The sequence below is a fragment of the Cupriavidus sp. 86D6 genome, assembly GCF_057815095.1.
This window is the reverse complement of record NZ_JBYPSB010000002.1, coordinates 580,356-603,949: the sequence shown is the minus strand read 5'-3', so window position 1 is coordinate 603,949 and position 23,594 is coordinate 580,356. Positions and strand designations below refer to the sequence as shown.

Genomic DNA, 23,594 nt, shown 5'->3' with positions numbered 1-23,594 from the left:
ACTGAACATGACGACATTTCCGACAGTCGCCCGGCACTGGATCGCCGCCGCGACACTGGCTGCCGGGGCCCTGGCCGGCTGCAGCAGCCTCGGGCCCGCCCTGACCCCCGTCAACACCGGCCTGAAGCTCGTAGGTCAACCGCAAAGCGCCGTGGCGGCAACCTTCGGCAAACCCACCGATGTGTACCGGCTCGACGAAGGCACCACCCGCTGGTTCTACTCGAAACAACCGCTTGGCGAATATTCCTATGCCGCCGATTTCGATCGCGACGGCAAGCTGACCAATTTCCGGCAGATGCTGACCACGACCGAGCTCTACAAGGCCAAGGTCGACGCGTGGACGAAGAAGGATGTGCTGGAACACTTCGGTGCCCCGCGCGAGCCGATCGAGTACTACCCGCGCCTGAAACAGGAAGCGTGGAGCTACCGCTTCCTGCATGAAGACCAGTGGTACTCGATGTTCAACTTCATGTTCGACGACGCGGGCGTGCTGCGCCGCACGCTGATCACCCCCGATCCGCTGCGCGACCGCCCGGACCCCCGCTGAACGCGCACAAACGACAAACCGCCCGGCCCTGCGGGATACGCATCGGGGCGGGCGGTTCATGACAGCCGGGGCCTTGTGAGCCCCGCCATCGCATCGCAGGAATCAGGTCAGATAAAGGTCAGATCTGCGGATTGATCTTCTGCACGGCCTTGTCGTGCAGCTTGTTCAGTGCAGCCAGGTAGGCCTTGGCCGATGCGGCGACGATGTCCGGATCGGTACCCACGCCGTTGACGATGCGGCCGGCCTTGGACAGGCGCACGGTCACTTCGCCCTGGGCCTGCGTACCGGCCGTGATGGCGTTCACCGAATACAGCACCAGTTCGGCACCGCTGTTCACGCGCCCTTCGATGGCGTGCAGCGTCGCATCCACCGGACCATTGCCTTCGGCCTCACCAGCCTGCTCGGCGCCATCGATGTTGAACACCACGCGGGCGTGCGGACGCTCGCCGGTTTCCGAGCGTTGCGACAGCGACACGAAGCGATAGTGCTCGTTGGCGTTTTCCTGCTCTTCGTCGGAAACGATCGCCAGGATGTCTTCGTCGAAGATCTCGGCCTTCTGGTCGGCCAGTTCCTTGAAGCGGGTGAACGCGGCGTTGATTTCGGCTTCGCTTTCGAGCTCGATGCCCAGTTCCTGCAGGCGCTGCTTGAATGCGTTGCGGCCCGAGAGCTTGCCCAGGACGATCTTGTTGGCGGTCCAGCCCACATCTTCCGCGCGCATGATCTCGTAGGTGTCGCGCGCCTTGAGCACGCCATCCTGGTGGATGCCCGAGGCGTGGGCAAACGCATTGGCGCCCACCACGGCCTTGTTCGGCTGCACCACGAATCCGGTGACTTGCGACACGAGCTTGGAGGCCGGCACGATCTGCGTGGTATCGATGCCAACGTCCATATTGAAGTAGTCGCGGCGCGTCTTCACGGCCATCACCACTTCTTCCAGGCTCGTGTTGCCGGCGCGCTCGCCCAGACCGTTGATCGTGCACTCGATCTGGCGCGCGCCGCCCAGCTTCACCGCCGCCAGCGAGTTGGCCACGGCCATGCCCAGGTCGTTATGACAATGCACCGACCAGACCGCCTTGTCCGAATTCGGAATCCGCTCGCGCACCGAACGGATCAGCTCCGCATAGCCTTCCGGCACGGCGTAGCCCACGGTATCCGGCAGGTTGATCGTGGTTGCGCCCTCGGCAATCACGCCTTCGAGCACGCGGCACAGGAAGTCCATGTCCGAACGGCTGCCGTCTTCGGGCGAGAACTCGATATCGTCCGTGAACTGACGCGCAAAGCGCACGGCCAGGCGGGCCTGCTCGTAGACCTGGTCCGGCGTCATGCGGAGCTTCTTCTCCATATGCAGCGCGGACGTGGCGATGAACGTGTGGATACGGAACGAGTTGGCCGGCTTCAGGGCCTCGGCGGCACGCGCGATGTCCTTGTCGTTGGCGCGGGCCAGCGAGCAGATCGTAGAATCCTTAACAACCTGGGCAATGGAGCGGATCGCTTCGAAATCGCCATTGGAGCTGGCCGCGAAACCGGCCTCGATCACATCGACCTTCAGACGCTCCAGCTGACGCGCAATGCGGATCTTCTCCTCGCGGGTCATGGACGCACCGGGCGACTGCTCGCCGTCGCGCAAGGTGGTGTCGAAAATGATGAGTTTGTCAGACATTTTGTGGAGCTCCTGGGCTGTGCCTTATGTACTGGTCCGCCGTCCCGCAATCGCGACACCGGGCATTCGGATCGGAATGCAAAACGCCCCGGCGTGCATGAATGCAGGCCGGGGCGTTTTCAAAAATCCTGGTGATTTCCGCGCCAGGGGGAGGTAACCGAGTCCCTTAGCGCGCGCGCGTCCCGACCTGATGGCCTAGTAGGCCACCTAGGGTGGTGCGGGCGATCTGGGTCTGGTGCGAAATCATGTCGGCGACTATAGCTCGTTTGCTGCGGCGGCGCAACCGGGTTATTTCGGAGGAATGCGCAGTTTTTGCCCCGGGTAGATCTTGTCCGGGTGCGTCAGCATCGGCTTGTTGGCCTCGAAGATCTTGTTGTATTCGGCGCCATTGCCGTACGCGGCCTGGGAAATCGCCCAGAGCGTGTCGCCCTTCACCACGGTGTGCCACTGCGACTCGTCGCTCTCCACGTTGACCGACATCTTGTCCTCGACCGAATCGACCCCCTCCACATTGCCGCAGCACAGGATGATCTTCTCGCGCGTGGCCTGGTCGGGCGCCACACCGAATACGGTGACCTTGCCCTGCGATCCGTCCACGGTCACGGTCAGGCCCGTGGCGGACAGTCCCATCTGGGCGATATAGGCCTCGATCGCGTCGCCGGCCGCGCGGTTGGCCGCCTCGGCCTTGTCGCTTGCGGACGGATCGGCCGCGGCAGCCTCCTGTGCCGCCTTCGCCTCGCCCTTGCCGAACAGTTTCTCTCCCGCTTCCTTGATGAAGTCGAACATGCCCATGACACTCTCCTGAGGTTGTGGAACGGAAAAACAAAGGGCGCCCGATGAGCGCCCTTTTCTTCAAGATCCGGTCAATTGCCGCTGCCCGCGCCGTTGCCGTTGCCGCCGGCACGCGCCTTGGCCACCCCGCCGGGCTGACCATGCACCGCACGCCAGGCCCATAGCACGTAGCCCGAGATCGCATAGGCCACGAACAGGCCAAACAGTGCAACCGGCGGGTCGGACGACACGATGACGAACAGCACCAGCACCAGCACCATCATGCCGAACGGCACGCGGTAGCGCACGTCGAGCGCCTTGCCGCTGTAGAACGGCGCGTTCGACACCATCGACAGGCCCGCATAGAGCGTGATCGCAAAGGCAACCCACGGCATCCACAGCTCCTTCACGGGCAGCTTGTTGTCGATGGCCAGCCAGACAAAGCCGGCCACCAGCGCGGCCGCGGCCGGGCTCGGCAAACCCTGGAAGAAGCGTTTGTCGACCACGCCGATATTGGCGTTGAAACGCGCCAGCCGCAGCGCGGCACAGGTGCAATAGACAAAGGCTGCAATCCAGCCCCACTTGCCCAGGTCGTGCAAGATCCACTCGTACATCACCAGCGCCGGCGCCACGCCGAACGATGTCATGTCCGACAGCGAATCGTACTGTTCGCCAAACGCGCTCTGCGTATTGGTGATGCGCGCGACGCGGCCGTCCATGCCATCGAGCACCATGGCCGCGAAGATGGCGATGGCCGCCACGTCGAAGCGCATGTTCATGGCCTGCACGATCGCGAAGAACCCCGCGAACAGCGCCGCCGTGGTGAACGCGTTGGGCAGCAGGTAGATGCCGCGCCGGCGCGGACGCACGTACTCGATGTCGTGCTCGTCGGCCTCGTAGGCGGCGTCGTTGCGCAGCTGGTTATGGCGGAACGGACGCAGATGCGTCACGTTGCCATTGCTCACGCGCTTGTTGCGTCGGTTGAAGGCACCCATGCCAGGTCTCCTGTCGCTGACCGATCCGGCCTCAGGCCTGGACGTCCAGCTCGGCGAGCACGGTGGACGAGGCCGACACCTTCTCGCCGATCGTCACGCGCGGGCGGGCATCGACGGGCAGATACACGTCGACACGCGAACCAAAACGGATGAAGCCGTAACGCTGGCCGCGCGACAGCGTGTCGCCGACCCGCGTGTAGCACAGGATGCGGCGAGCCACCAGGCCGGCCACCTGCACCAGCGTGACCAGCTGGCCGTCCGCCGCGCGACGGATCACCACCGCGTTGCGCTCGTTTTCCAGCGATGCCTTGTCCAGATCGGCATTGACGAACTTGCCCGGGAAATACTCGAGCTTCTCGACCTTGCCATCCAGCGAAGCGCGGTTCGAATGCACGTTGAACACGTTCATGAACACGCTGATCTTCAGCGCCTCGCGGCCGGCATACGGGTCCTGGGTCTTTTCTACCACGACGATGCGGCCGTCGGCCGGCGCCAGAATGGCATTGGGGGCCGACGGAATCGGCCGCGGCGGGTCGCGGAAGAACTGCAGCACGAAGATCGTGATGATCCACAACGGCAACGCCCACCAGAAGCCCGCGCTGACATGCACCAGCAGCGAGATGATGAAAGCGCCGGCCAGGAACGGCCAGCCTTCACGGGCGATAAGCGGATGAGGATAGTTCATGCAAGCGTTGTTCTGTTGTTCGCGCAGACGGTGCACATCATGTCGAATAGCCAGCCCGCAGCGTACCGCGTGGCATGCCTTCAGGATATGTCGGCGCGAGAGATAAGAAAAAATTCAGGCCAGCGCCTGAAAAAGTCCGACAAGGATAACAAAAAGCCGCCCAGTCACCGCCGAAATGTCTTGTGCAATCACAAAAGACCGGCGGCCGACTGGGCGGCTGCGGCACTGGCGAGGCACCTGGCCGCATCGGCCCGGTGCCCGCTTCTGCCCGTACTGCTTAGTTCTTCGACTGGTCGACCAGCTTGTTCTTGGCGATCCACGGCATCATCGCGCGCAGCTTCGCACCCACTTCCTCGATCTGGTGCTCAGCCGTCAGGCGGCGGCGCGAGATCAGCGTCGGGGCGCCCGCCTTGTTTTCCAGCAGGAAGCTCTTGGCGTATTCGCCGGTCTGGATGTCGGTCAGGCACTGCTTCATGGCCTTCTTCGTCTCTTCCGTCACGACGCGCGGGCCAGTGACGTACTCGCCATACTCGGCGTTGTTCGAGATCGAGTAGTTCATGTTGGCGATACCGCCTTCATAGATCAGGTCGACGATCAGCTTCAGCTCGTGCAGGCACTCGAAGTAGGCCATTTCCGGCGCGTAGCCGGCTTCCACCAGCGTCTCGAAGCCAGCCTTGATCAGCTCGACGGTACCGCCGCACAGCACGGCCTGCTCGCCGAACAGGTCGGTTTCGGTTTCTTCGCGGAAGTTCGTCTCGATGATGCCGGCACGGCCGCCGCCGTTGGCGGTGGCGTACGACAGCGCGATGTCACGGGCGGCGCCGGACTTGTTCTGGTGCACGGCGATCAGGTGCGGCACGCCGCCACCTTGCGAGTACGTCGAACGCACCGTGTGGCCCGGCGCCTTCGGGGCGATCATGATCACGTCCAGGTCGGCACGCGGAATCACGGCACCGTAGTGCACGTTGAAGCCGTGGGCGAAGGCCAGGGCGGCGCCTTCCTTGATGTTGGCGTGCACTTCGTTCTTGTACACGTCGGCGATCTGCTCGTCCGGCAGCAGGATCATGACCACGTCGGCGCCCTTCACGGCTTCGGCCACTTCCTTGACCGTCAGGCCGGCGTTGACGGCCTTGTTCCACGACGCGCCGCTCTTGCGCAGACCGACCGTCACGTTCACGCCCGATTCCTTCAGGTTCAGCGCGTGGGCGTGGCCTTGCGAGCCGTAGCCGATGATGGTGACATTCTTGCCCTTGATGAGGGAGAGGTCGGCGTCCTTGTCGTAAAACACTTTCATGATATTTCCTTCAATTTCTCAAATCTTCGTATTGGGGTGGCGGCGCAACACCTGACTGTTGGGGTCGTCGCGCCGCTTCGGGATACTGCGTGTCGGCTTGTGGCCGTGCTCTGTTGCCGGGGGCGCCGGTCAGACCTTCAGGATGCGCTCGCCACGGCCGATGCCGGAGCCGCCCGTACGGACGGTTTCCAGGATCGCGGTGCGGTCGATGGCATCGAGGAACGCATCCAGCTTGCCGCCGTTGCCGGTCAGCTCGATGGTGTACGTCTTTTCGGTCACATCGATAATGCGGCCACGGAAGATGTCGGCGGTGCGCTTCATTTCCTCGCGCTCCTTGCCCACGGCACGGACCTTGACCAGCATCAACTCACGCTCGATATGCGCGCCTTCGGTCAGGTCCACCACCTTGACCACCTCCACCAGGCGGTTCAGGTGCTTGGTGATCTGTTCGATCACGTCGTCCGAGCCGGTGGTGACGATGGTCATCCGCGACAGCGACGCATCTTCGGTGGGAGCCACCGTCAGCGTCTCGATGTTGTATCCACGGGCCGAGAACAGGCCCACCACGCGCGACAGCGCGCCGGGTTCGTTTTCCAGCAGGACCGAGATGATGTGACGCATTACAGGTCCTCCGCGCCGAGCAGCATTTCGGAGATCCCCTTGCCGGCCTGGACCATCGGCCACACGTTTTCAGTGGGGTCGGTCTGGAAGTCCAGGAACACGGTACGGTCCTTCAGGCGGAATGCCTCGCGCAGGGCCGGCTCGACATCGGAAGACTTCTCAATGCGCATGCCCACGTGGCCATACGATTCGGCCAGCTTCACGAAGTCGGGTAGTGCCTGCATGTAGGAATGCGAATACCGGTTGTCGTATTCGATTTCCTGCCACTGGCGCACCATGCCCAGGTAGCCGTTGTTCAGCGAACAGATCTTGACCGGGGTGTCGTACTGCAGGCAGGTCGACAGTTCCTGGATGCACATCTGGATCGAGCCTTCACCCGTGATGGTGACGACTTCCTTGTCCGGGAACGCCTTCTTGATGCCCATCGCGTACGGCAGGCCCACGCCCATCGTGCCCAGGCCGCCCGAGTTGATCCAGCGGCGCGGTTCGTCGAACTTGTAGAACTGCGCGGCCCACATCTGGTGCTGGCCCACGTCGGAGCAGATGAACGCGTCGCCCTTGGTCAGTTCCCAGATCTTTTCCACCACGTACTGCGGCTTGATGATCTCGGAACTGCGGTCGTACTTGAGGCAGTCCACCGAACGCCATTGTTCGATCTGGTCCCACCACTTCGCCAGCGCCTCGCGCTTGGGCTTGACGTCGCTGGCCTTGATCTGGGCGATCAGTTCCTGCAGCACGTCCTTGACGTTGCCGACGATGGGGATGTCCACCTTGACGCGCTTCGAGATCGACGACGGGTCGATGTCGATATGGATGATCTTGCGCGCCTGCGCCGTGAAGTGCGACGGATTGCCGATCACGCGGTCGTCGAACCGGGCGCCGATGGCGATCAGCACGTCGCAGTTCTGCATGGCCATGTTGGCTTCATACGTGCCGTGCATGCCGAGCATGCCGACGAACTGCTTGTGCGTGCCGGGGAATGCACCCAGGCCCATCAGCGTGTTGGTCACCGGATGGCCGGTCAGCGCGGCCAGCTCGCGCAGCTCGTCGCTGGCGTTGGCCAGCACCACGCCGCCACCCGAATAGATATACGGACGCTCCGCGGCCTGCAGCAGCGCCACGGCCTTGCGGATCTGGCCCGAGTGCCCCTTGTTCACCGGGTTGTACGACCGCATGTCGACGGCCTTCGGGTACTCGAATTTGCAGGCGTTGCGCGACACGTCCTTCGGGATGTCGACCACCACGGGGCCGGGACGGCCGGTGGCGGCAATGAAGAACGCCTTCTTGATCGTCGCGGCCAGGTCGCGCACGTCCTTCACGAGGAAGTTGTGCTTGACGATCGGGCGCGTGATGCCGACGGTGTCGCATTCCTGGAACGCATCCTGGCCAATGGCGTGGGTCGGCACGTTGCCGGTGATCACCACCATCGGGATCGAATCCAGGTAAGCGGTGGCGATGCCGGTCACGGCGTTGGTCACGCCCGGGCCCGAAGTCACCAGTGCCACGCCCACCTTGCCGGTCGCGCGGGCATAGCCGTCAGCGGCATGCACGGCGGCCTGTTCGTGGCGCACCAGGATATGTTCGAATTTCGTTTGCTTGTGAAGCTCGTCGTAGATATAGAGCACTGCGCCGCCGGGATAGCCCCAGACGTATTCGACGCCTTCTTCGGCAAGTGCGTTGACGAGGATTTCCGCTCCGATCATTTCCCGACCGGAGGATGAATTGCTGTCTGCGTGGGAGAATTCCGCGCTGGGCATGTTCATTTCTGTCCTTTGCAATTTTCGGCAAAAAATTGTTTGGATGCTCTCTGCCGGGCTTGTGGCTCGGGTTCAAGCGGTGCGCGTCTGCATGAAGAGACCGCCTTATAAGCGGTCTGATGAGACAACCACTGATGTCGTGAACCGTCGATGATACTGCAATGCACCAGCGCGGTAAATGTATCAGCGGAACTTTTTGCACGGTCGCCCCGGTCCAGGTCATCCGCGCGACGATCGTGCGTTGCGCAGTCAAGCGAGCATGTCTGCACTTGAATACAGGAGTGGCAGAGGGCAGGTGTTTTTTGTTAGGATCGCAGACATTTCCGGGGTGCCACAGGACGAGTCCGGCACATTCGGCCTGGCCTGACCGCCCAACTGCTGTTTTCGCCTGCATGGCCACCGACAAGGAACTCTCAGACTTTCTCGCCAGCGTCGAACGCCGCGCCTTCAAACAGGCCGTGTTCGCCGTGCGTGACGACGAAGCTGCGCTGGACATCGTGCAGGACGCCATGATCAAGCTGGCGGAAAAGTACGGCGACAAGGGGCCGAACGAACTGCCGCCCCTGTTCCAGCGCATCCTGCAGAACACCATTCACGACTGGTTCCGGCGCCAGAAGGTGCGGAACACCTGGGTCACCCTGTTCTCCAACCTGCGCGACGACCGCGAAGGCGACGACAGCGACCTGCTGGACACCCTGGAAGCCGAAAGCGGCACGGAGATGGCCGAAAGCAGCGCCGACAAGGTCGAGCGGGCCCAGGTCATGCATATCATCGAGCAGGAAATCCAGCGATTGCCCACGCGTCAACGCGAGGCTTTCCTGATGCGTTACTGGGAGGATATGGACGTAGCCGAAACCGCAGCCGTGATGGGCTGTTCGGAAGGCAGCGTCAAGACGCACTGTTCCCGCGCCACGCATACGCTGGCGCAAGCGTTGCGTGCGCGGGGAGTCCGACTATGAGCAGAAACGAACGAGATATCCAGGAACGGCGCTTCGCCCATGAGATCCGGGTGGCACTCGATGCCTCCGCGGAGGCGCTGCCGCGGGACATTTCCGAACGGCTGGCCGCCGCGCGGCGCATGGCGCTGGCCGCCAAGAAGGCTGAAGTGCGTGCTCACGTGCCGCAGCTCGTGCTGCCCAATGCACCGCACGGCTACGCCTTCGACGACGAGGATGACACCCCGCTGCACCGCGCCGGTGCGTGGCTGCGCAAGCTCGCCCTGGTGTGGACGCTGGTCGCGCTGGGTGCCGGCCTGATGGGCATCTACCACTGGCAGCAGCAGAAGCGCGTCGAGGAACTGGCCGATGTCGATGCCGCGATGCTGCTCGACGACCTGCCCCCGACGGCCTATGCCGACCAGGGCTTTCACGTGTTCCTGAAGCGGGACCGCGACCAATAAGATGGCCTGCGCACCTTCCCGTACCGACGCACTCCGTCGCCGGCTTGCCGCGCTTTGCGCCGCCGGCGCAACCCTGGCTGCACTTTCGATCGATGTCGCGACGGAAGAGGCGCACGCCCAGGGCCAGCAAGCGCAGTCGGCCAGCCAGCCGGCAGCGCGGCCCGTCATCAACGCCCATCCCACCTGGCAGGAACTGTCTGCGCCGCATCGTCAGATTCTGGCGCCGCTGCAGCCGCTCTGGGACACCATCCCGGAACTGAACCGCCGCAAGTGGCAGCGCATTGCCGACCTGTACCCCACGCTCAAGCCCGAGGAACAGCAGCGCCTGCAGGAGCGGATGGCCGAGTGGGTCAAGATGACGCCGCAGCAACGCCGTCTGGCCCGCGAGAACTACCAGATCACGCGCCAGTTGCCGCCGGAAAAGAAAGCGGAAGCGTGGGATCGCTACCAGCAGCTGCCGGAAGAGCAGAAGAAGAAGCTGGCGGCCGCCGAAAAGGTACCGCGCCGTCCGGGTGCTGTCAGCGCGCTGCCTTCGGGCAAGCGCCCGCCGGCCGATACGAGCCGGCAGCTCCACCATCAGGGCCGCCCGGCCAGCGCACCGGAAGCCTCGCCGGCATCCGCGCCCGGGGCGCCCGCCTTGGCGGGTAGTGCGGCAGCCACCGCCCCGGTGGCCCCGGCACCTGCGCCGGCCGCGCCGGCTGCGGCAATGCCGGCCTCGCCCGCCCAGGCACCGACGCTGTCGCCGCCGGTGACGGGCGAAGCGGCCACTGACTTCAACCAGACCGAAACGCGTCCGTAACACCCCCTCCGGCAGAGCCACCTCTGCCCACCCGATCTTCGGCAGCCTTGCCGGATTGCCCCACCGGAACGTCAGCGATCCACCGCGACCCCGCATCCCGGGAATTCCGGCAATGGCCCCCTGTGCGCCGTTTGGCATAATGGCCGCTTCCCCCGATCCGCCACGCGCCATGCCTGCCGCCACGCCAGCCGCCTCCGCCCAGAATCCCGCCACGCCGCCGCGCGCCCCCACGCTGGGCCGTCGCCTGCTTTGCATGCTCTACGAAGGCGTACTGCTGTTTGGCGTGCTGATGCTCGCCAGCGCCGTCTCGGTCCTGGCCCGTCCGCTGATCCAGCAGCTTGGGCTTCCCCACGTGTACGTGGATCAGGTATGGATGTTCATCGTGCTTGGCGTCTATTTCTCGTGGTTCTGGCAGCGTAACGGCCAGACGCTGGCGATGCAGACCTGGCGTATCCGCCTGGAGACGACCGCCGGCCAGCCGCCGGGCTGGTCCAAGGCGCTGCTGCGCTACGTGCTGGCCTGGCTGTGGCTGCCGCCTGCGGCCGCCGTGGGGCACGCGATGGGCCTCACGCTGTGGCCGTTTATCGGCGTGTTGACCGTCGGGCTGCTGATCTGGATGTCGCTGGCATGGCTCGATCCGCGCCGCCAGTTCCTGCATGACCGACTGGCCGGCACCCGCCTGACCGACCTGCGCCCGCAGCAGCCATGAGCCTGACGGCCGCCGCCCTGCGTCGCGTCGCCGTGCTGGTACAGACGGCGGCGGCGGGCGGATTGGCGGCCTGGCTGGCGCTGGGCCACGGTTGGGCATGGATGCCGGCACTGGCCGCAGGCCTGGCCATCGTGCTCCTGACCTTCGGCGCCAGCGTCGCCTGGGCGTTCGGCGCGACACTTGGCGGTCTGGGCATCCCGCGCCGGAACCGGCCGCCGCTTCCCGATCAAGCGCCATCCCGGCAACGTCTTGACGCCGGCGCAGCACTGCGCTGCTTTCTGGCCGAATGCCGCGCCGTCTTCCGGATGTTCAACTGGCTGCAGCCATTCCGGTCACGGCTGAGCCTTGCCCAGCCCACACGTCCGCTGCCCGATGCCCCTCCCGTACTGCTGGTACACGGCTACGGCTGCAACCACGCGGTCTGGCTCGACATGGCGCCGGCGTTGGCCGCCGCCGGCTACCGTTGCGAAGCCATCGACCTGACACCGGTGCTTGGCGACATCGACGACTACGCCCCGCAACTGCTGGCGCGCATGCGCGAGATGCAGGCGCGTACGGGCCGGGCCCCGCTACTGGTGTGCCACAGCATGGGCGGACTGGCCGCGCGCGCCGCGCAGGCGCTGGCCGCGCAGGCTGGCGACACGCTCTGCGCGGGCATCGTTACGCTGGGCAGCCCGCACCAGGGGTGCGCGCTCGCGCGCTTCGGCAGTGGACGCAATGCAGCGCAGATGCGATGGCAGAGCCCGTGGCTCGCCGCGCTGGCCGCCGCGGAGACTCCGCCGATGCGCGCGCGCATCGTATCGGTCTTCAGCTGGCATGACTCCATCGCCGGCCCGCCGGGCACGTCGTGGCTTGACGGCGCACAGCATCTGGCGCTCGACGGCATCGGCCATGTGTCGCTGCTGCGCGACCCGCGTGCCGTGCAGGCCACGCTCACGGCGCTGGCCATGCTCCAGCGACAGCCCGCCTCCCCCGCCATCGTCACGCCCCACTAGCCATCGCGCCGCGCCGCGGCCGGCAACCTTCATGTGACATTCATGTTTCCGTCACGGCTCCGTCATGCGGCACTGGCTCAATGCAGCCATCGCCGATACCGGGGCCACCATGGTTCAAGCCATCCGATCTGCACGCGTGAGTTTGTCGCGGGTTGCGCAGCGCCTGCGCGGCAAGCCTGACACGACGCTCTCGATGTCTGCCGCCTACGCGGCGTTCATGCCACCGCAGGCCGATCTGTCCCCTGCCCGGGCCATCCCCCCGCGCGACCCCGCCGACGCCGGCCAACGCCCGCCGGCCTCCGCCGAACCTTCTGCGCAACGCTACCGCGCCATCTGGCTGTCCGATATCCACCTGGGCACGCCGGGCTGCCAGGCCACCTACCTGCTCGACTTCCTCAAGCACAACGATTCCGACGTGCTTTACCTGGTTGGCGACATCATCGACGGCTGGCAACTGCGCCGTGGCTGGTACTGGCCGCAGAGCCATAACGACGTGGTGCAGAAGCTGCTGCGCAAGGCGCGCAAGGGCACCGAGGTGATCTACATCCCCGGCAACCACGACGAAGGTGCCCGCCAGTTCGACGGCCTGGCCTTCGGCGACGTCAGCGTGCGTGAGGACGCCGTGCACGTCACCGCCACCGGCAAGCGCCTGTGGGTCGTGCATGGCGACCTGTTCGACGGGGTGGTGCAGCATGCCAGATGGCTGGCCTACCTTGGCGATTCGCTCTACACGATGATCCTGGCGCTGAACCGCCACTTCAACCGCGTACGCGCCCGACTCGGATTCGACTACTGGTCGCTGTCCCAGTACCTGAAGCACCAGGTCAAGAACGCGGTGAGCTACATCAATTCCTTCGAACACGCGATGGTGGACGAGGCGCGCCGCCGTGGCTGCGACGGCGTGGTCTGCGGCCACATCCACAAGGCCGAGATCCGCGAGGTGGACGGCCAGCTCTACTGCAACGACGGCGACTGGGTGGAAAGCCTGTCGGCGCTGGTGGAAACCATGGAAGGCGAGTTGAAGATCGTCTACTGGACCACGCTGATCGATCCGCCAGTGCCTGCCACCCGCCGGCGCCGCCGCACCGCCGAGATCGCGGCCTGAGAAGGCCCGGGCCACCGCCTGGCCGGGCCCGCGAGCCAACGCCCATCGGCTGGGCCCGCCCCGGCCCGCCCGGCGCGGACCCGCCCCTCCCCCACAACACCACGGCGCTGCCGTCCCAAGGAGCCTCAATGAGAGTCATGATTGTCACCGACGCATGGGAACCGCAGGTCAACGGCGTGGTTCGCACGCTGAAGTCGACCCGCCGCGAACTCGAAGCCATGGGTCACACGGTGGATCTGCTCACCCCGCTGGAATTCCGCACGGTGCCGTGCCCGACCTATCCGGAGATCCGCCTGTCGATCCTGCCGGCCGCCAAGGTGCGCCGCCGCATCGATACGTTCCGGCCGGACGCCCTGCATATCGCGACCGAAGGCCCGCTGGGGCTGGCCGCGCGCGCCTATGCCCTGAAACACAAGCTGCCCTTCACCACCGCCTACCACACGCGATTTCCGGAATACGTGCAGGCGCGCTTCGGCGTGCCGCTGGCCTGGACCTATCGCTTCCTGCGCTGGTTCCACGGCCCGGCGCGCGCCGTCATGGCCCCTACCCCGGTGGTGCTGAAGGACCTGCACGACTACGGCATCACGCACGGCGTGCTGTGGACGCGCGGCGTGGACCTCGACGTCTTCACCGCGCAGCGAGCGAACGTTTTAAACACCGCCCATCCGATCTTCCTGTACGTGGGCCGCGTGGCCGTCGAGAAGAACGTCGAAGCGTTCCTGCAGCTCGACCTGCCCGGCTCCAGGTGGGTTGTTGGCGATGGCCCGGCACTGGCCACGCTGAAGGCGCGCTATCCGACGGCCAACTACCTCGGGGTGCTCAAGCAGCCGGAACTGGCGAAGGTGTATGCTTCGGCAGACGTCTTCGTGTTTCCCAGCAAGACCGATACCTTCGGGCTGGTCCTGCTGGAAGCACTGGCCAGTGGGCTGCCGGTGGCAGCATACCCGGTGACGGGTCCGATCGACGTGCTTGGCGACAGCCCGGCCGGCGTGATGCACGAAGACTTGCGGGAGGCCTGCCTGGAGGCGCTGCGCATCGACCGCGCCACCGCCCGTGCCCACGCGGAGAAATTCTCGTGGCGCGCGGCATCCGAGCAGTTCCTTGCGCATCTGCGTCCGCTGCCCAGCGCGGCTGGCGGATCCGATCATCCGGAATCTTCCGTCGCACCCGATCATGGCCAAGCCCCAACCCACGCTACCGCCCGATCCGTCGCTGCACCGGTCGACCGCCACCCGGGTGGCGGCTGAGGTGGAAACCGATTACTCGATCGCCAACAATCCGCACAAGGGCAACCGTGGCCTGACGCGCGCCTGGCACGCGGCGATCAACTCGCTGTCGGGCCTGCGCTATGCCGTGCTGGAAGAAAGCGCGTTTCGCCAGGAACTGACGCTGGTCGTTATCCTGACGCCCTGTGCGTTCATCCTGCCCGTGTCCGTGGTCGAGCGCGTGATGCTGCTGGGCACGCTGTTGCTGGTGCTGATCGTGGAACTGCTCAATTCGAGTGTGGAAGCGGCCATCGACCGGATTTCGCTGGAACGCCACAGCCTGTCCAAGCGCGCCAAGGATTTCGGCAGTGCGGCGGTGATGCTGGCGCTGATTCTCTGCGGCGGCACATGGATGGCGATCGGCGGCCCGCACGTCCTCCGGTGGATCGGGATGCTGATGAACTAGGCCCCTGAACTTGCCGCTTCGACTCGCCCGTTCGGCTAGTCGTTTCGCCAGAAAGCAGAACGCCGCCATCGCTGGCGGCGTTTTCCATCGCGGCAGGCTTTCCGGCTTACGTCTTCTCGCGGCCTTGCTGCCACTTGTCCACGCGCACGCGCGGCGCGGCGGCCAGCTGGCCGAGCAGGTCCTGCGGCGACGTCGATACGTGCAGCATGTCGGCGTGTACCTGCTTCAGGAACCCCTCGCCCACGGCGTGATGCAGGAACGCCAGCATGCCGTCGTAGAAGCCGGCCACGTTGAGCAGGCCCACCGGTTTGTCGTGATAGCCAAGCTGCGCCCACGTGAACGTCTCGAACAGTTCCTCGAACGTGCCCACGCCGCCGGGCATGGCGATGAAGGCGTCGGACCGGTCAGCCATCATCTGCTTGCGTTCGTGCATGTTGCGCACCACGTGCAGTTCGGTCAGACCGCGATGACCCACTTCCTTCTGCATCAGCGCGTCGGGAATCACGCCGATGGCCGTGCCGCCGTGCGCCAGCACGCTATCGGCCACGATCCCCATCAACCCCACCTTGCCGCCGCCATAGACCAGCGCCAGGCCCTGCTCGGCCATGGTCTGGCCCAATGCCTTGGCCGCTTCGGCGTATTCCGGCCGGAAGCCGGGACTCGAACCGCAGTACACGCAAACCGATTTCACTTTTTGTCCTTTTCGGCCTTGGCCGCCTCGGCCGCCGCCTTTTCCGCGGCGTACTCGCGCGCCAGCTGGTCGAACGCCTCGCGCGCCTTGCCGCGCAGGTAGGGCGCCAGGATCGAGAAGATGTGATAGCTCGACCCATGCAGATAGCCGCGGATCTGCTCGGGATCGTTGTACTGGCGCGGATGCTGCACGAACTGGAACGACAGCCAGTAGGTGGCAATGACAACAATATTGGTACACACCGCATCGACCTGCTCGGGCGTGGCTTCCATGTCGCCGTCTTCCTGGAACTGGCGGCAGATTTCCAGCGCGAACCGCTTCTTCTGGTCGACGATGCGCTTGAAGTTGGTCTCCAGCATCCGGTTGCGCGCCAGCAGGTCGTTGATGTCGCGATACAGGAAACGGTAGTTCCACAGGAACTCGGACATGTACTGCAGGTAGCCCCAGCTCTCCCCCAGCGTGGCCTTGTGGTCTTCCGGCATCTTCAGGCGGCGCTCCATCTCCTGCTCGAAGCGCACGAAGATCGAGTTGATGATGTCGTCCTTGTTGCGGAAGTGGTAGTACAGGTTGCCAGGGCTGATTTCCATGGCTTCCGCAATCGTCGTGGTGGTGACGTTGGGCTCGCCAAGTTCATTGAACAGGCGCAGCGACACGTCGAGGATGCGGTCTCGGGTACGGCGCGGACCGGCTTGCGGTTTGGCTTCCATGGGTATCGGAAAGACTGTGTAACGGCAGGATTGCGATTATAAGCACACCGGGCCGGGCACCCCGGCCCCAAGCGGCGTTTTCGGCACAGGAAGTGCCTAGAAGCGCGATCCGGGCTGTTTCAGGAAGGCCAGCTCTTCGGCGCTGCTCGCGCGGCCCAGCACCGCATTCCGGTGCGGGAAGCGGCCAAAGCGCGCGATGATCTCGTGATGCTTGATGGCCCATTCCACGACATCGACCCGGCCGGCCGTGTCCTGGCGCAGCGCCGTGGTTTCGCGCACGGAGATATCCTGGTCGGCCAGCGACTCGGCATGCTCGAACGGCAGATAGCAGAACACGCGATGCCAGGCCGTCGGCAGTTGCCGGTCCCAACCTTCGGCCAGCATGCGCCGCGCCACGGCCAGCGCCTGCGCATCGGTGGCAAAGCTGCGCGCATCGCCGCGGAACATGTTGCGGGGGAACTGGTCCAGCAGCACGATGCGCGCGCAGGCGCCCTCGGGCGTCACGGACCAGTCATCGTCGGCGCCGTCGTGCGCGGCCTGCCAGAGCGGCAGGAACTGTTCGCGGATGCTGGCATCGAAGTCGTCCGACTTGGCGAACCACTCGCGCCGTGACCCATCCCATTCGGGCGATCCCGGCGTGCCGAACCAGAACGCGAGCACGGCCTGCGCCGCCGCCGGCAACAGCTTAGCGCTGGACATTGCGCATCCAGTCGGCGGTCTGGAACAGCGCCTGCATCAGGCGCATCTGCAGCGACTCGGGCAGCCCCACGTCCTGCATGGCCAGCGCCATGCAGCGCATCCACTGGTCGCGCTCGCTGGTGCCGATTTCGAACGGCAGGTGACGCGCCCGCAGGCGCGGATGCCCGAATCGCTCGATAAAGTAGTTCGGGCCGCCCAGCCAGCCGCACAGGAACCAGAACAGCTTGTCGCGCGAGCCGTCCAGTGTGGGCGGGTGCAGCGCACGCAGCCCGGCGAATTCGGCTTCCAGGTCCATCAGGTCGTAGAAGCGGTCGACCAGCTCGCGCACGCGCCCTTCCCCGCCAATCAGTTCGTAGGCGGTGATGTCGTCGCGGTTGTCTTCGGGTTCTGCAGGTTCGGTAATCATGGCCAATCAGTTCACATCGCGCAGCGTGGCCAGCGCCGGCTGCCGCAGCACCTCGCGCAAGCCGAGCCAGCCGCCGGCAAAAGCGCACAGCATGCCAGAAACCACGCCGACCGGCACAATCCACGCATTGAAGCGATACGGAAAGTCGAACACGAACTGCGACAGCCCCCAGCCCACGCCGATCGCGCCCAGGCCGGCCAGGAACCCGGCCAGCCCGCCCACCACCAGGAATTCCGCATACTGGGTCTGCCGCACCAGCGACGCCGGCGCGCCCAGCGCCTTGAGCAGGCCGGCATCGCGCTTGCGCTCGTCGCGCGCACCCGACAGTGCAGCATAGAGCACTGTCACGCCGGCCAGCAGCGTGAAGACGAACAGAAACTCCACCGCCGCGATCACCTGGTCCAGCACGTTCTGGATCTGGCGCAGGATCAGGTCGGTGTTGACCACGGTGATGTTCGGGAACGCGGCGGTCAGCTGGTTGCCCAGCGCCGCCTTGGCCGGCGGCAGGTAGAACGACGTGATGTAGGTCTCGGGCAGCCCCTGCATCTTTGCCACCGGGAGGATCACGAAGAAGTTGACGCGCATCGAGCCCCATTCGAGCTTGCGCAGCGATGTCACCGGCGCCTCGACGATCTGGCCGGCCACGTCGAAGCGCAGCGTATCGCCCAGCCGGATATGCAGCGTCTTGGCGATGCCTTCCTCCACCGACGCGCCGCCTTCCCACCGGCCAGCCACCACCTCGTTGCCGTCAGGCATCTTGTCCATGTACGACAGGTTGAACTCGCGCTCCACCAGGTTGCGCGCGCGCCCGTCGGGGTAGCTGCTGGCCTGCACCGGCCGGTCGCCGATCTGGATCAGGCGTCCGCGCACCATCGGGAACAGCAGGTCATCGACCCCGCTCCTGGCCAGCATGGTTCGCAGCGGTTCGCGCTGGTCGGGCTGGATATTGATGATGAAGCGGTTCGGCGCGTCGGCCGGCGTGGCGTTGCGCCAGGAATCGATCAGGTCGTTGCGCGTCATGCCCAGCAGCAGCAAGGCCATCAGCCCCACCGCCAGCGCCACGGTCTGCAACACGGTCACCCCGCGGCGCCGCTCCAGCACCGCCAGCGCAAAGCGCCAGCCCACGCTGCCGCTGGCGCGCCCGCGCATGGTGCGCGACAGCGCCATCAGCAGCCCCAGGGCCAGCAGCGCAAACACCACGCCGGCGCCAGCAAATCCGCCCGCCGTGGTCAGCCCGAGCTTGAGATCGCGGGCCGCCACCATCAGCAGCGCAACGAACGCCCCCAGGCCCAAGGCATATGCCACCCAGGCGGAAATGGGCGGCACGCCCACGTCGCGCCGCAACACGCGCAGCGGCGCGATGCGCGTCAGCGCCAGCAGCGGCGGCAGCGCAAACCCGGTCAGCAGCACCAGCCCGGCCGCCACGCCCACCACCGCCGGCACCCACGACGGATGCGGCAGCGACACCTGCAGCAGGCCGCCCAGCGACATCAGCAGCCCGTAGTGCGCCGCGTAGCCCAGCGCCACGCCCACGAGCGCGCCCCCCAGGCCCAGCAGCAGGAACTCGATGCCGAAGGCCGCCAGGATCTGGCCGCGCGACAGTCCCATGCACTTGTAGACCGCGCACGCATCGGTGTGGCGCTGCATGTAGCGGCGCGCGGACATCGCAATGGCCACCGCCGCGATCATCGACGACAGCACCGCCACCAGCGACAGGAACCGCTCGGCGCGGTCCAGCGTCGCCCGCATCTGGGGCTGCCCCGACTCCAGCGATTCCACGCGGGTATTGCGCAGGTGGCGCTGTTCGATTTCGGCCGTGGCCCATTTGCGGTAGGCCTCGCCGGCGGCATCGGGGCCCGCCACCAACAGGCGGTAGGTCACGCGGCTACCCCAGCCGATCAGCTTCGTGGCATCGAGATCCGACATCGGCAGCAGCACGCGCGGCGCGAAGTTCATGAAGCCGGCGCCGCGATCCAGTTCCTGGGTGATGATCCTGTCGATACGGAACGTCTTGCTGCCAAGCTGCAGCCCGTCGCCGACCCGCAGGTTCAGGGCGGTCAGCAGCGCCTCGTCCACCCACACCGTGCCGGGGGCCGGAATGCCTTCGGCGTTCGATTCCGGCCCGCCGGGCGTCTGCGCGACCTTGAGCCGGCCGCGCAGCGGATAGCCGTCCGTCACGGCCTTCAGCGCGCCAAGCTGGCTGGGCGCCTCGCCCTGCGCCGGCGCGCCATGGGCCCGCGCCGTGGCCATGCTCGGAAAGGTCACCGTCTGCGCCACTTGCAGGCCATCGCGCCGGGCGCGGTCGCTGAAGGCGGCGTCGAACGGCTGGTCGGAGATCAGCAGCACGTCGGCGGCAATCATCTGCCTCGCGTCGCGCTCCAGCCCCAGGCGCATGCGGTCGGCCAGGAAGCCCACGCTGGTCAGCGCGGCCACGGCCAGCACCAGCGCAAACAGCAGCAGCGTCAGCTCGCCGGCCAGCCAGTCGCGGCGCGCCATGCGAAGGGCCTGGCGCCACGCGGAAAACCTTGCTTGGGGAACAACGGGATCGGAGGCAGTCGACATGTTCGGCTGACGGTTGGCAAAAGGGTCTCAGGGACGATGCGGCGGCTACTTTGCCGGCGGCCGGGACGCCGGCTGTGTCTTGTCGCGCAGGCTGGCATGCAGCCGTCGCGCGCCGCGCCACAGTTTGGGCACCAGCCACGCGGCAAGCACCAGGAACAGCACCAGCAGGATCAGGAACACGACCGGCAGGAAGAACGCCAGCAACAGCCCGCCCACCGTGCCGATATCCTCGGTGAATGAGGCCACCCAGTTCGAAAAAGGTTCGGGCGACACATTGATCAGCGCCCGCGTGCCCGCCTTGGCGGCATGGGCGGTGCCGGCCAGCGTCCCGCCGATCAGGCCGGCCGCCACGGTCCACTGCGGGTCCATGTGGCCAAACGCGGCGGCGGCCAGGATCGCCCCGGCCGGAATGCGGATAAAGGTCTGGATGCCGTCCCAGACGGTGTCGAAGCCGGGCACCTTGTCGGCCACGAATTCGGCCACCGTCATCGCCGCGGCCACACCGATCACCCACCACGACGACAGCACCTGCAGCCCCGATGGCAGGTCAAGCCAGCCCAGGCGGGCCAGCACGCCCGCCGTCAGCACGGCCAGGTACAGGCGCAGGCCACTGGCCCAGGACATGCCCGCAGCCAGCGCAGCGGTTTCCAGCATGGGAGCTCCTCGCGACCGAGCGCGCGTTCAACGTCCGGTGAGTGTACCGCCAGCGGCGGTCAAGGGGCCTCCCGGGGCGTCAGGACGGCGGTCGGCGCAAGTACGGCGCGCAAGTAAAGCGCACGACACATCGGTCAGGCCTGGCTGGCCGGTGCCGGTTCCAGGCGGGGAAGCTGAGGCAGGTCGGAGGCCACTTCGGCGATCATGCGGCGCAGCCACATCACGTCCGGGGCGGCATGGCAGCGTTCGTGCCAGAGCTGGTAGAAGCGCATGCGCGGGAACGTCACCGGCGACGGCACCATGCGGATGGGCAGGTACTGCGCATAGTGGGCGGCAAACTGGCGGCCCGTGGTGAATACCATGTCGGTCTTCATCAGCACGTAGGGCACCAGGCCGAAATACGGCAGGGTGACCTGGATATTGCGCTTGTAGCCCTGCTCGGCCAGCGCCTGGTCGATCATGCTGCGCTGCATCGACGCATACGGCGCGGGCGCCAGATGCGGCATTTCCAGGTAGTGGCGCAGGGTCAGGCCATGGCGGGCCAGCGGGTGCTGGGCGCCCAGCATGCAGACCACCTCGTCGTCGAACAGCGGCGAGATGTGCAGGTGCTCGGGCGGCGACAGCCAGTTGCCGACCACGATGTCCAGATGGCCCTGCTCCAGCGCGTCCAGGAAATCCGTGGACTGCGTCATCGGATGCACGAACAGCTTGGCGCCCGGCGCCAGCCGGCGCACGCGCTCGACGATATTGGGCAGGAAGAAGGCGTCCAGGTAGTCGGGCGCGCCCAGGTGGAACGTCCGCGTGGTGGTGGCCGGATCGAACTGCTGCGGCGGACGGGCGATGCGATCCATCGCCGCCAGGCTCTGTTCGGCCAGCAGCAGCAGTTCGCGGCCGCGCTCGGTTGGCACCATGCCGCTCTTGCCGCGCACCAGGATGGCGTCTCCGGTGATTTCGCGCAGCCGCTTGAGCGTGTTGCTGATGGCCGGCTGCGACTGGCCCAGGCGGACGGCGGTGCGGGTCACGCTCTGCTCGGTCAGCAGGGTGTGCAGTACCCGCAGCAAATAGGTATCGAGATGGTCGCGTCCGTGCATGGCAGGTGCCACCTGGCTCTTTTGGCGGGCGTGGGTGGCGTGGGGGAAGGGAACGGCGCATAGTGTAAGACAGCCACCGGGGATGCGGTCAAATCCGGCCAGTCGTCCCGATGCACTACGGGTAGACCCGTAGATCGGCGCTAGGCCGCCCCGGGGCAGCGATGGCGGGCACGGGCCGCCCACTGGCACGCGCCTTGATGGGGCATATCACATGGGCCAAATATTGCAGGAAAAGGCCTGATGCTATGTTTGCAGCCATCCCCGAAAGAGAGAAGACCATGGAGACGCAAACCATCCGCTTTTTCCACCGCGGCCAGGTCCAGGAAGTATCCGACGCCCCCGTAACCCGTACCGTGCTGCAGTACCTGCGTGAAGACGTGCGCTGCACGGGCACCAAGGAAGGCTGCGCCGAAGGCGACTGCGGTGCCTGCACCGTGGTGATCGGCGACCTGCAGGCCGACGGCAACGTCGAATTCAAGGCGGTCAACGCCTGCATCCAGTTCCTGCCCACGCTCGATGGAAAGGCCCTCATCACGGTCGAAGACCTGCGCCAGGCCGACGGCGCCCTGCACCCGGTGCAGGAAGCGATGGTCGAGTGCCATGGCTCGCAGTGCGGCTTCTGCACGCCCGGCTTCGTGATGTCGCTGTGGGCGCTCTACCAGCAGCACACGCCCGGCGGCGAACCGCCCGCGCGCCAGGACATTTGCGACGCACTGACCGGCAACCTGTGCCGCTGCACCGGCTACCGCCCGATCGTCGATGCCGGCCAGCGCATGATGGCCCTGCCCGCCCCGACCGCCAGCCGCCTGAACCCGAAGCAGATCGCCGACACCCTGCGCAACCTGAAGCGTGGCGAGACGTTCCATTACAACGCGGGCGGCCAGCACTTCTACGCCCCGCGCACCGCCGCCGAGTTCGCCGCGATCAAGGCCGCCGAGCCGAATATCCGCATCCTGGCCGGCAGCACCGACGTGGGCCTGTGGGTGACCAAGCAGTTCCGCGAACTGGGGAACCTGCTCTACGTCGGCCAGGTGGAAGACCTGAACACGGTCACCGAGCGCGATGGCTTTATCGAGATTGGCGCCGCCGTGACGCTGGAAAAGGCTTATGCCGCCCTGAATGCCGTCCATCCCGAGCTCGAAGAGCTGTGGAAACGCTTTGCGTCGCTGCCGATCCGCAATGCCGGCACCCTGGGCGGCAACGTCGCCAACGGGTCGCCCATCGGCGATTCCATGCCCGCGCTGATTGCGCTGGGCACCGAAGTGGTGCTGCAGCACGGGAACGTGCGCCGCGCGATGCCGCTGGAGGATCTCTATCTGGCCTACCAGAAGACAGCCATGGCCGAAGGCGAATTCGTGGCCGCGCTGCGCGTGCCGGTGAAGGGGCCGCAGCATTTCCGCACCTACAAGCTGTCGAAGCGGTTCGACGAGGACATTTCCGCCGTGTGCGCCGCCTTCGGCATCACGGTCGAGAACGGCATCGTCACGGCCGCGTGCATCGCCTTCGGCGGCATGGCCGCCACGCCCAGGCGCGCCGCGCTGGCCGAGGCCGCGCTGACCGGGCAGCCCTGGAACGAGACCACCGCGCGCGCCGGCATGGCCGCGCTGGGCCAGGACTACACGCCGCTGACCGATATGCGGGCCACTGCCGCCTACCGCAGCCGTGGCGCCGCCAACCTGCTCTATCGCTTCTGGCTGGAAACGCGTGATGGCGCGCTGCCCGCCGCCATGGTCAACGTCCGCGCCGTGGGCGCCGGTGAAACCGTGAGCGCCTGAG

The 23,594-nt window shown here is 66.0% G+C and carries 24 protein-coding genes; 10 read left to right on the top strand and 14 right to left on the bottom strand.

The window, feature by feature from the left end; all coding sequences use genetic code 11:
- The first annotated feature begins 7 nt into the window (after positions 1-7).
- Entirely contained in the window at positions 8-547 is a 540-nt protein-coding gene (locus AC3G88_RS07855; protein WP_488771221.1) for a hypothetical protein, read from the top strand.
- A 118-nt stretch (positions 548-665) separates the two neighbouring features.
- Here the strand turns inward: AC3G88_RS07855 and AC3G88_RS07850 are convergent, their stop codons facing one another.
- The 7 genes from AC3G88_RS07850 to AC3G88_RS07820 all read right to left on the bottom strand — a co-directional run bounded on the left by AC3G88_RS07850 (position 666) and on the right by AC3G88_RS07820 (position 8,336).
- Positions 666-2,207 (bottom strand): 2-isopropylmalate synthase, encoded by a 1,542-nt coding sequence (locus AC3G88_RS07850; protein ID WP_488771220.1) that lies wholly within the window; start codon positions 2,205-2,207, stop codon positions 666-668.
- A gap of 288 nt (positions 2,208-2,495) precedes the next feature.
- On the bottom strand, positions 2,496-2,999 hold the full coding sequence (lysM, locus tag AC3G88_RS07845; RefSeq protein ID WP_400393471.1) for a peptidoglycan-binding protein LysM: 504 nt from the start codon (positions 2,997-2,999) through the stop codon (positions 2,496-2,498).
- A gap of 71 nt (positions 3,000-3,070) precedes the next feature.
- Entirely contained in the window at positions 3,071-3,973 is a 903-nt protein-coding gene (pssA, locus tag AC3G88_RS07840) for a CDP-diacylglycerol--serine O-phosphatidyltransferase (RefSeq protein WP_488771219.1), read from the bottom strand.
- Between the two features lie 31 nt (positions 3,974-4,004).
- Positions 4,005-4,658, bottom strand: coding sequence for a phosphatidylserine decarboxylase (locus AC3G88_RS07835; RefSeq protein ID WP_066738990.1), 654 nt, complete (start codon positions 4,656-4,658; stop codon positions 4,005-4,007).
- Between the two features lie 277 nt (positions 4,659-4,935).
- Positions 4,936-5,952 carry a ketol-acid reductoisomerase gene (ilvC, locus tag AC3G88_RS07830; protein ID WP_029050863.1) on the bottom strand — a complete coding sequence of 339 codons (1,017 nt, stop codon included), beginning with the start codon at positions 5,950-5,952 and terminating at the stop codon, positions 4,936-4,938.
- Between the two features lie 129 nt (positions 5,953-6,081).
- A complete protein-coding gene (gene ilvN, locus AC3G88_RS07825; RefSeq protein WP_008643328.1) occupies positions 6,082-6,573 on the bottom strand; it encodes an acetolactate synthase small subunit in 492 nt (163 codons plus the stop codon).
- The gene (locus AC3G88_RS07820; RefSeq protein ID WP_029050864.1) at positions 6,573-8,336 is read right to left on the bottom strand and encodes an acetolactate synthase 3 catalytic subunit; all 1,764 of its coding nucleotides are present in this window, start codon (positions 8,334-8,336) and stop codon (positions 6,573-6,575) included. Before AC3G88_RS07820 ends, ilvN begins: the two co-directional genes overlap by 1 nt.
- Positions 8,337-8,722: 386 nt before the next feature.
- On the opposite strand from AC3G88_RS07820, the gene AC3G88_RS07815 reads away from it, so the two are divergent.
- The 8 genes from AC3G88_RS07815 (at position 8,723) to AC3G88_RS07780 (ending at position 15,008) form a co-directional block, all read left to right on the top strand.
- Positions 8,723-9,289 (top strand): RNA polymerase sigma factor, encoded by a 567-nt coding sequence (locus AC3G88_RS07815; protein WP_153947577.1) that lies wholly within the window; start codon positions 8,723-8,725, stop codon positions 9,287-9,289.
- Positions 9,286-9,729, top strand: a complete 444-nt coding sequence (locus AC3G88_RS07810; RefSeq protein ID WP_153947576.1) for a DUF3619 family protein — start codon at positions 9,286-9,288, stop codon at positions 9,727-9,729. The genes AC3G88_RS07815 and AC3G88_RS07810 overlap by 4 nt, the downstream gene beginning before the upstream one ends.
- A 1-nt stretch (position 9,730) precedes the next feature.
- Positions 9,731-10,528 carry a DUF3106 domain-containing protein gene (locus AC3G88_RS07805; RefSeq protein WP_488771218.1) on the top strand — a complete coding sequence of 266 codons (798 nt, stop codon included), beginning with the start codon at positions 9,731-9,733 and terminating at the stop codon, positions 10,526-10,528.
- 169 nt (positions 10,529-10,697) lie between these two features.
- The gene (locus AC3G88_RS07800; protein WP_488771367.1) at positions 10,698-11,237 is read left to right on the top strand and encodes an RDD family protein; all 540 of its coding nucleotides are present in this window, start codon (positions 10,698-10,700) and stop codon (positions 11,235-11,237) included.
- On the top strand, positions 11,234-12,232 hold the full coding sequence (locus AC3G88_RS07795) for an esterase/lipase family protein (protein WP_488771217.1): 999 nt from the start codon (positions 11,234-11,236) through the stop codon (positions 12,230-12,232). The genes AC3G88_RS07800 and AC3G88_RS07795 overlap by 4 nt, the downstream gene beginning before the upstream one ends.
- A 109-nt stretch (positions 12,233-12,341) precedes the next feature.
- Entirely contained in the window at positions 12,342-13,337 is a 996-nt protein-coding gene (locus tag AC3G88_RS07790) for a UDP-2,3-diacylglucosamine diphosphatase (protein ID WP_488771216.1), read from the top strand.
- 128 nt (positions 13,338-13,465) lie between these two features.
- Positions 13,466-14,584, top strand: coding sequence for a glycosyltransferase family 4 protein (locus AC3G88_RS07785; protein ID WP_488771215.1), 1,119 nt, complete (start codon positions 13,466-13,468; stop codon positions 14,582-14,584).
- Positions 14,511-15,008 (top strand): diacylglycerol kinase, encoded by a 498-nt coding sequence (locus AC3G88_RS07780; RefSeq protein WP_488771214.1) that lies wholly within the window; start codon positions 14,511-14,513, stop codon positions 15,006-15,008. The genes AC3G88_RS07785 and AC3G88_RS07780 overlap by 74 nt, the downstream gene beginning before the upstream one ends.
- A gap of 106 nt (positions 15,009-15,114) precedes the next feature.
- Here AC3G88_RS07780 and AC3G88_RS07775 read toward each other — a convergent pair whose 3' ends face one another.
- From AC3G88_RS07775 to AC3G88_RS07745, 7 genes are all read right to left on the bottom strand, one after another.
- Positions 15,115-15,699: an LOG family protein gene (locus tag AC3G88_RS07775; protein ID WP_488771213.1), complete on the bottom strand. Its 585-nt coding sequence runs from the start codon at positions 15,697-15,699 to the stop codon at positions 15,115-15,117.
- Positions 15,696-16,406: a TetR/AcrR family transcriptional regulator gene (locus tag AC3G88_RS07770; protein WP_029050993.1), complete on the bottom strand. Its 711-nt coding sequence runs from the start codon at positions 16,404-16,406 to the stop codon at positions 15,696-15,698. The genes AC3G88_RS07775 and AC3G88_RS07770 overlap by 4 nt, the downstream gene beginning before the upstream one ends.
- 96 nt (positions 16,407-16,502) lie before the next feature.
- On the bottom strand, positions 16,503-17,105 hold the full coding sequence (locus AC3G88_RS07765) for a DUF924 family protein (RefSeq protein ID WP_488771212.1): 603 nt from the start codon (positions 17,103-17,105) through the stop codon (positions 16,503-16,505).
- A complete protein-coding gene (locus AC3G88_RS07760; protein WP_153947570.1) occupies positions 17,092-17,511 on the bottom strand; it encodes a group II truncated hemoglobin in 420 nt (139 codons plus the stop codon). Before AC3G88_RS07760 ends, AC3G88_RS07765 begins: the two co-directional genes overlap by 14 nt.
- Positions 17,512-17,517: 6 nt before the next feature.
- On the bottom strand, positions 17,518-20,073 hold the full coding sequence (locus AC3G88_RS07755; RefSeq protein WP_488771211.1) for an ABC transporter permease: 2,556 nt from the start codon (positions 20,071-20,073) through the stop codon (positions 17,518-17,520).
- 45 nt (positions 20,074-20,118) lie between these two features.
- Entirely contained in the window at positions 20,119-20,727 is a 609-nt protein-coding gene (locus tag AC3G88_RS07750) for a DUF4126 domain-containing protein (protein WP_488771210.1), read from the bottom strand.
- Between the two features lie 134 nt (positions 20,728-20,861).
- On the bottom strand, positions 20,862-21,818 hold the full coding sequence (locus AC3G88_RS07745; protein WP_488771209.1) for a LysR substrate-binding domain-containing protein: 957 nt from the start codon (positions 21,816-21,818) through the stop codon (positions 20,862-20,864).
- 278 nt (positions 21,819-22,096) lie between these two features.
- Here AC3G88_RS07745 and xdhA point away from each other — a divergent pair, with 278 nt between their 5' ends.
- Positions 22,097-23,593, top strand: coding sequence for a xanthine dehydrogenase small subunit (gene xdhA / locus AC3G88_RS07740; RefSeq protein WP_488893256.1), 1,497 nt, complete (start codon positions 22,097-22,099; stop codon positions 23,591-23,593).
- Position 23,594 lies beyond the last annotated feature (1 nt).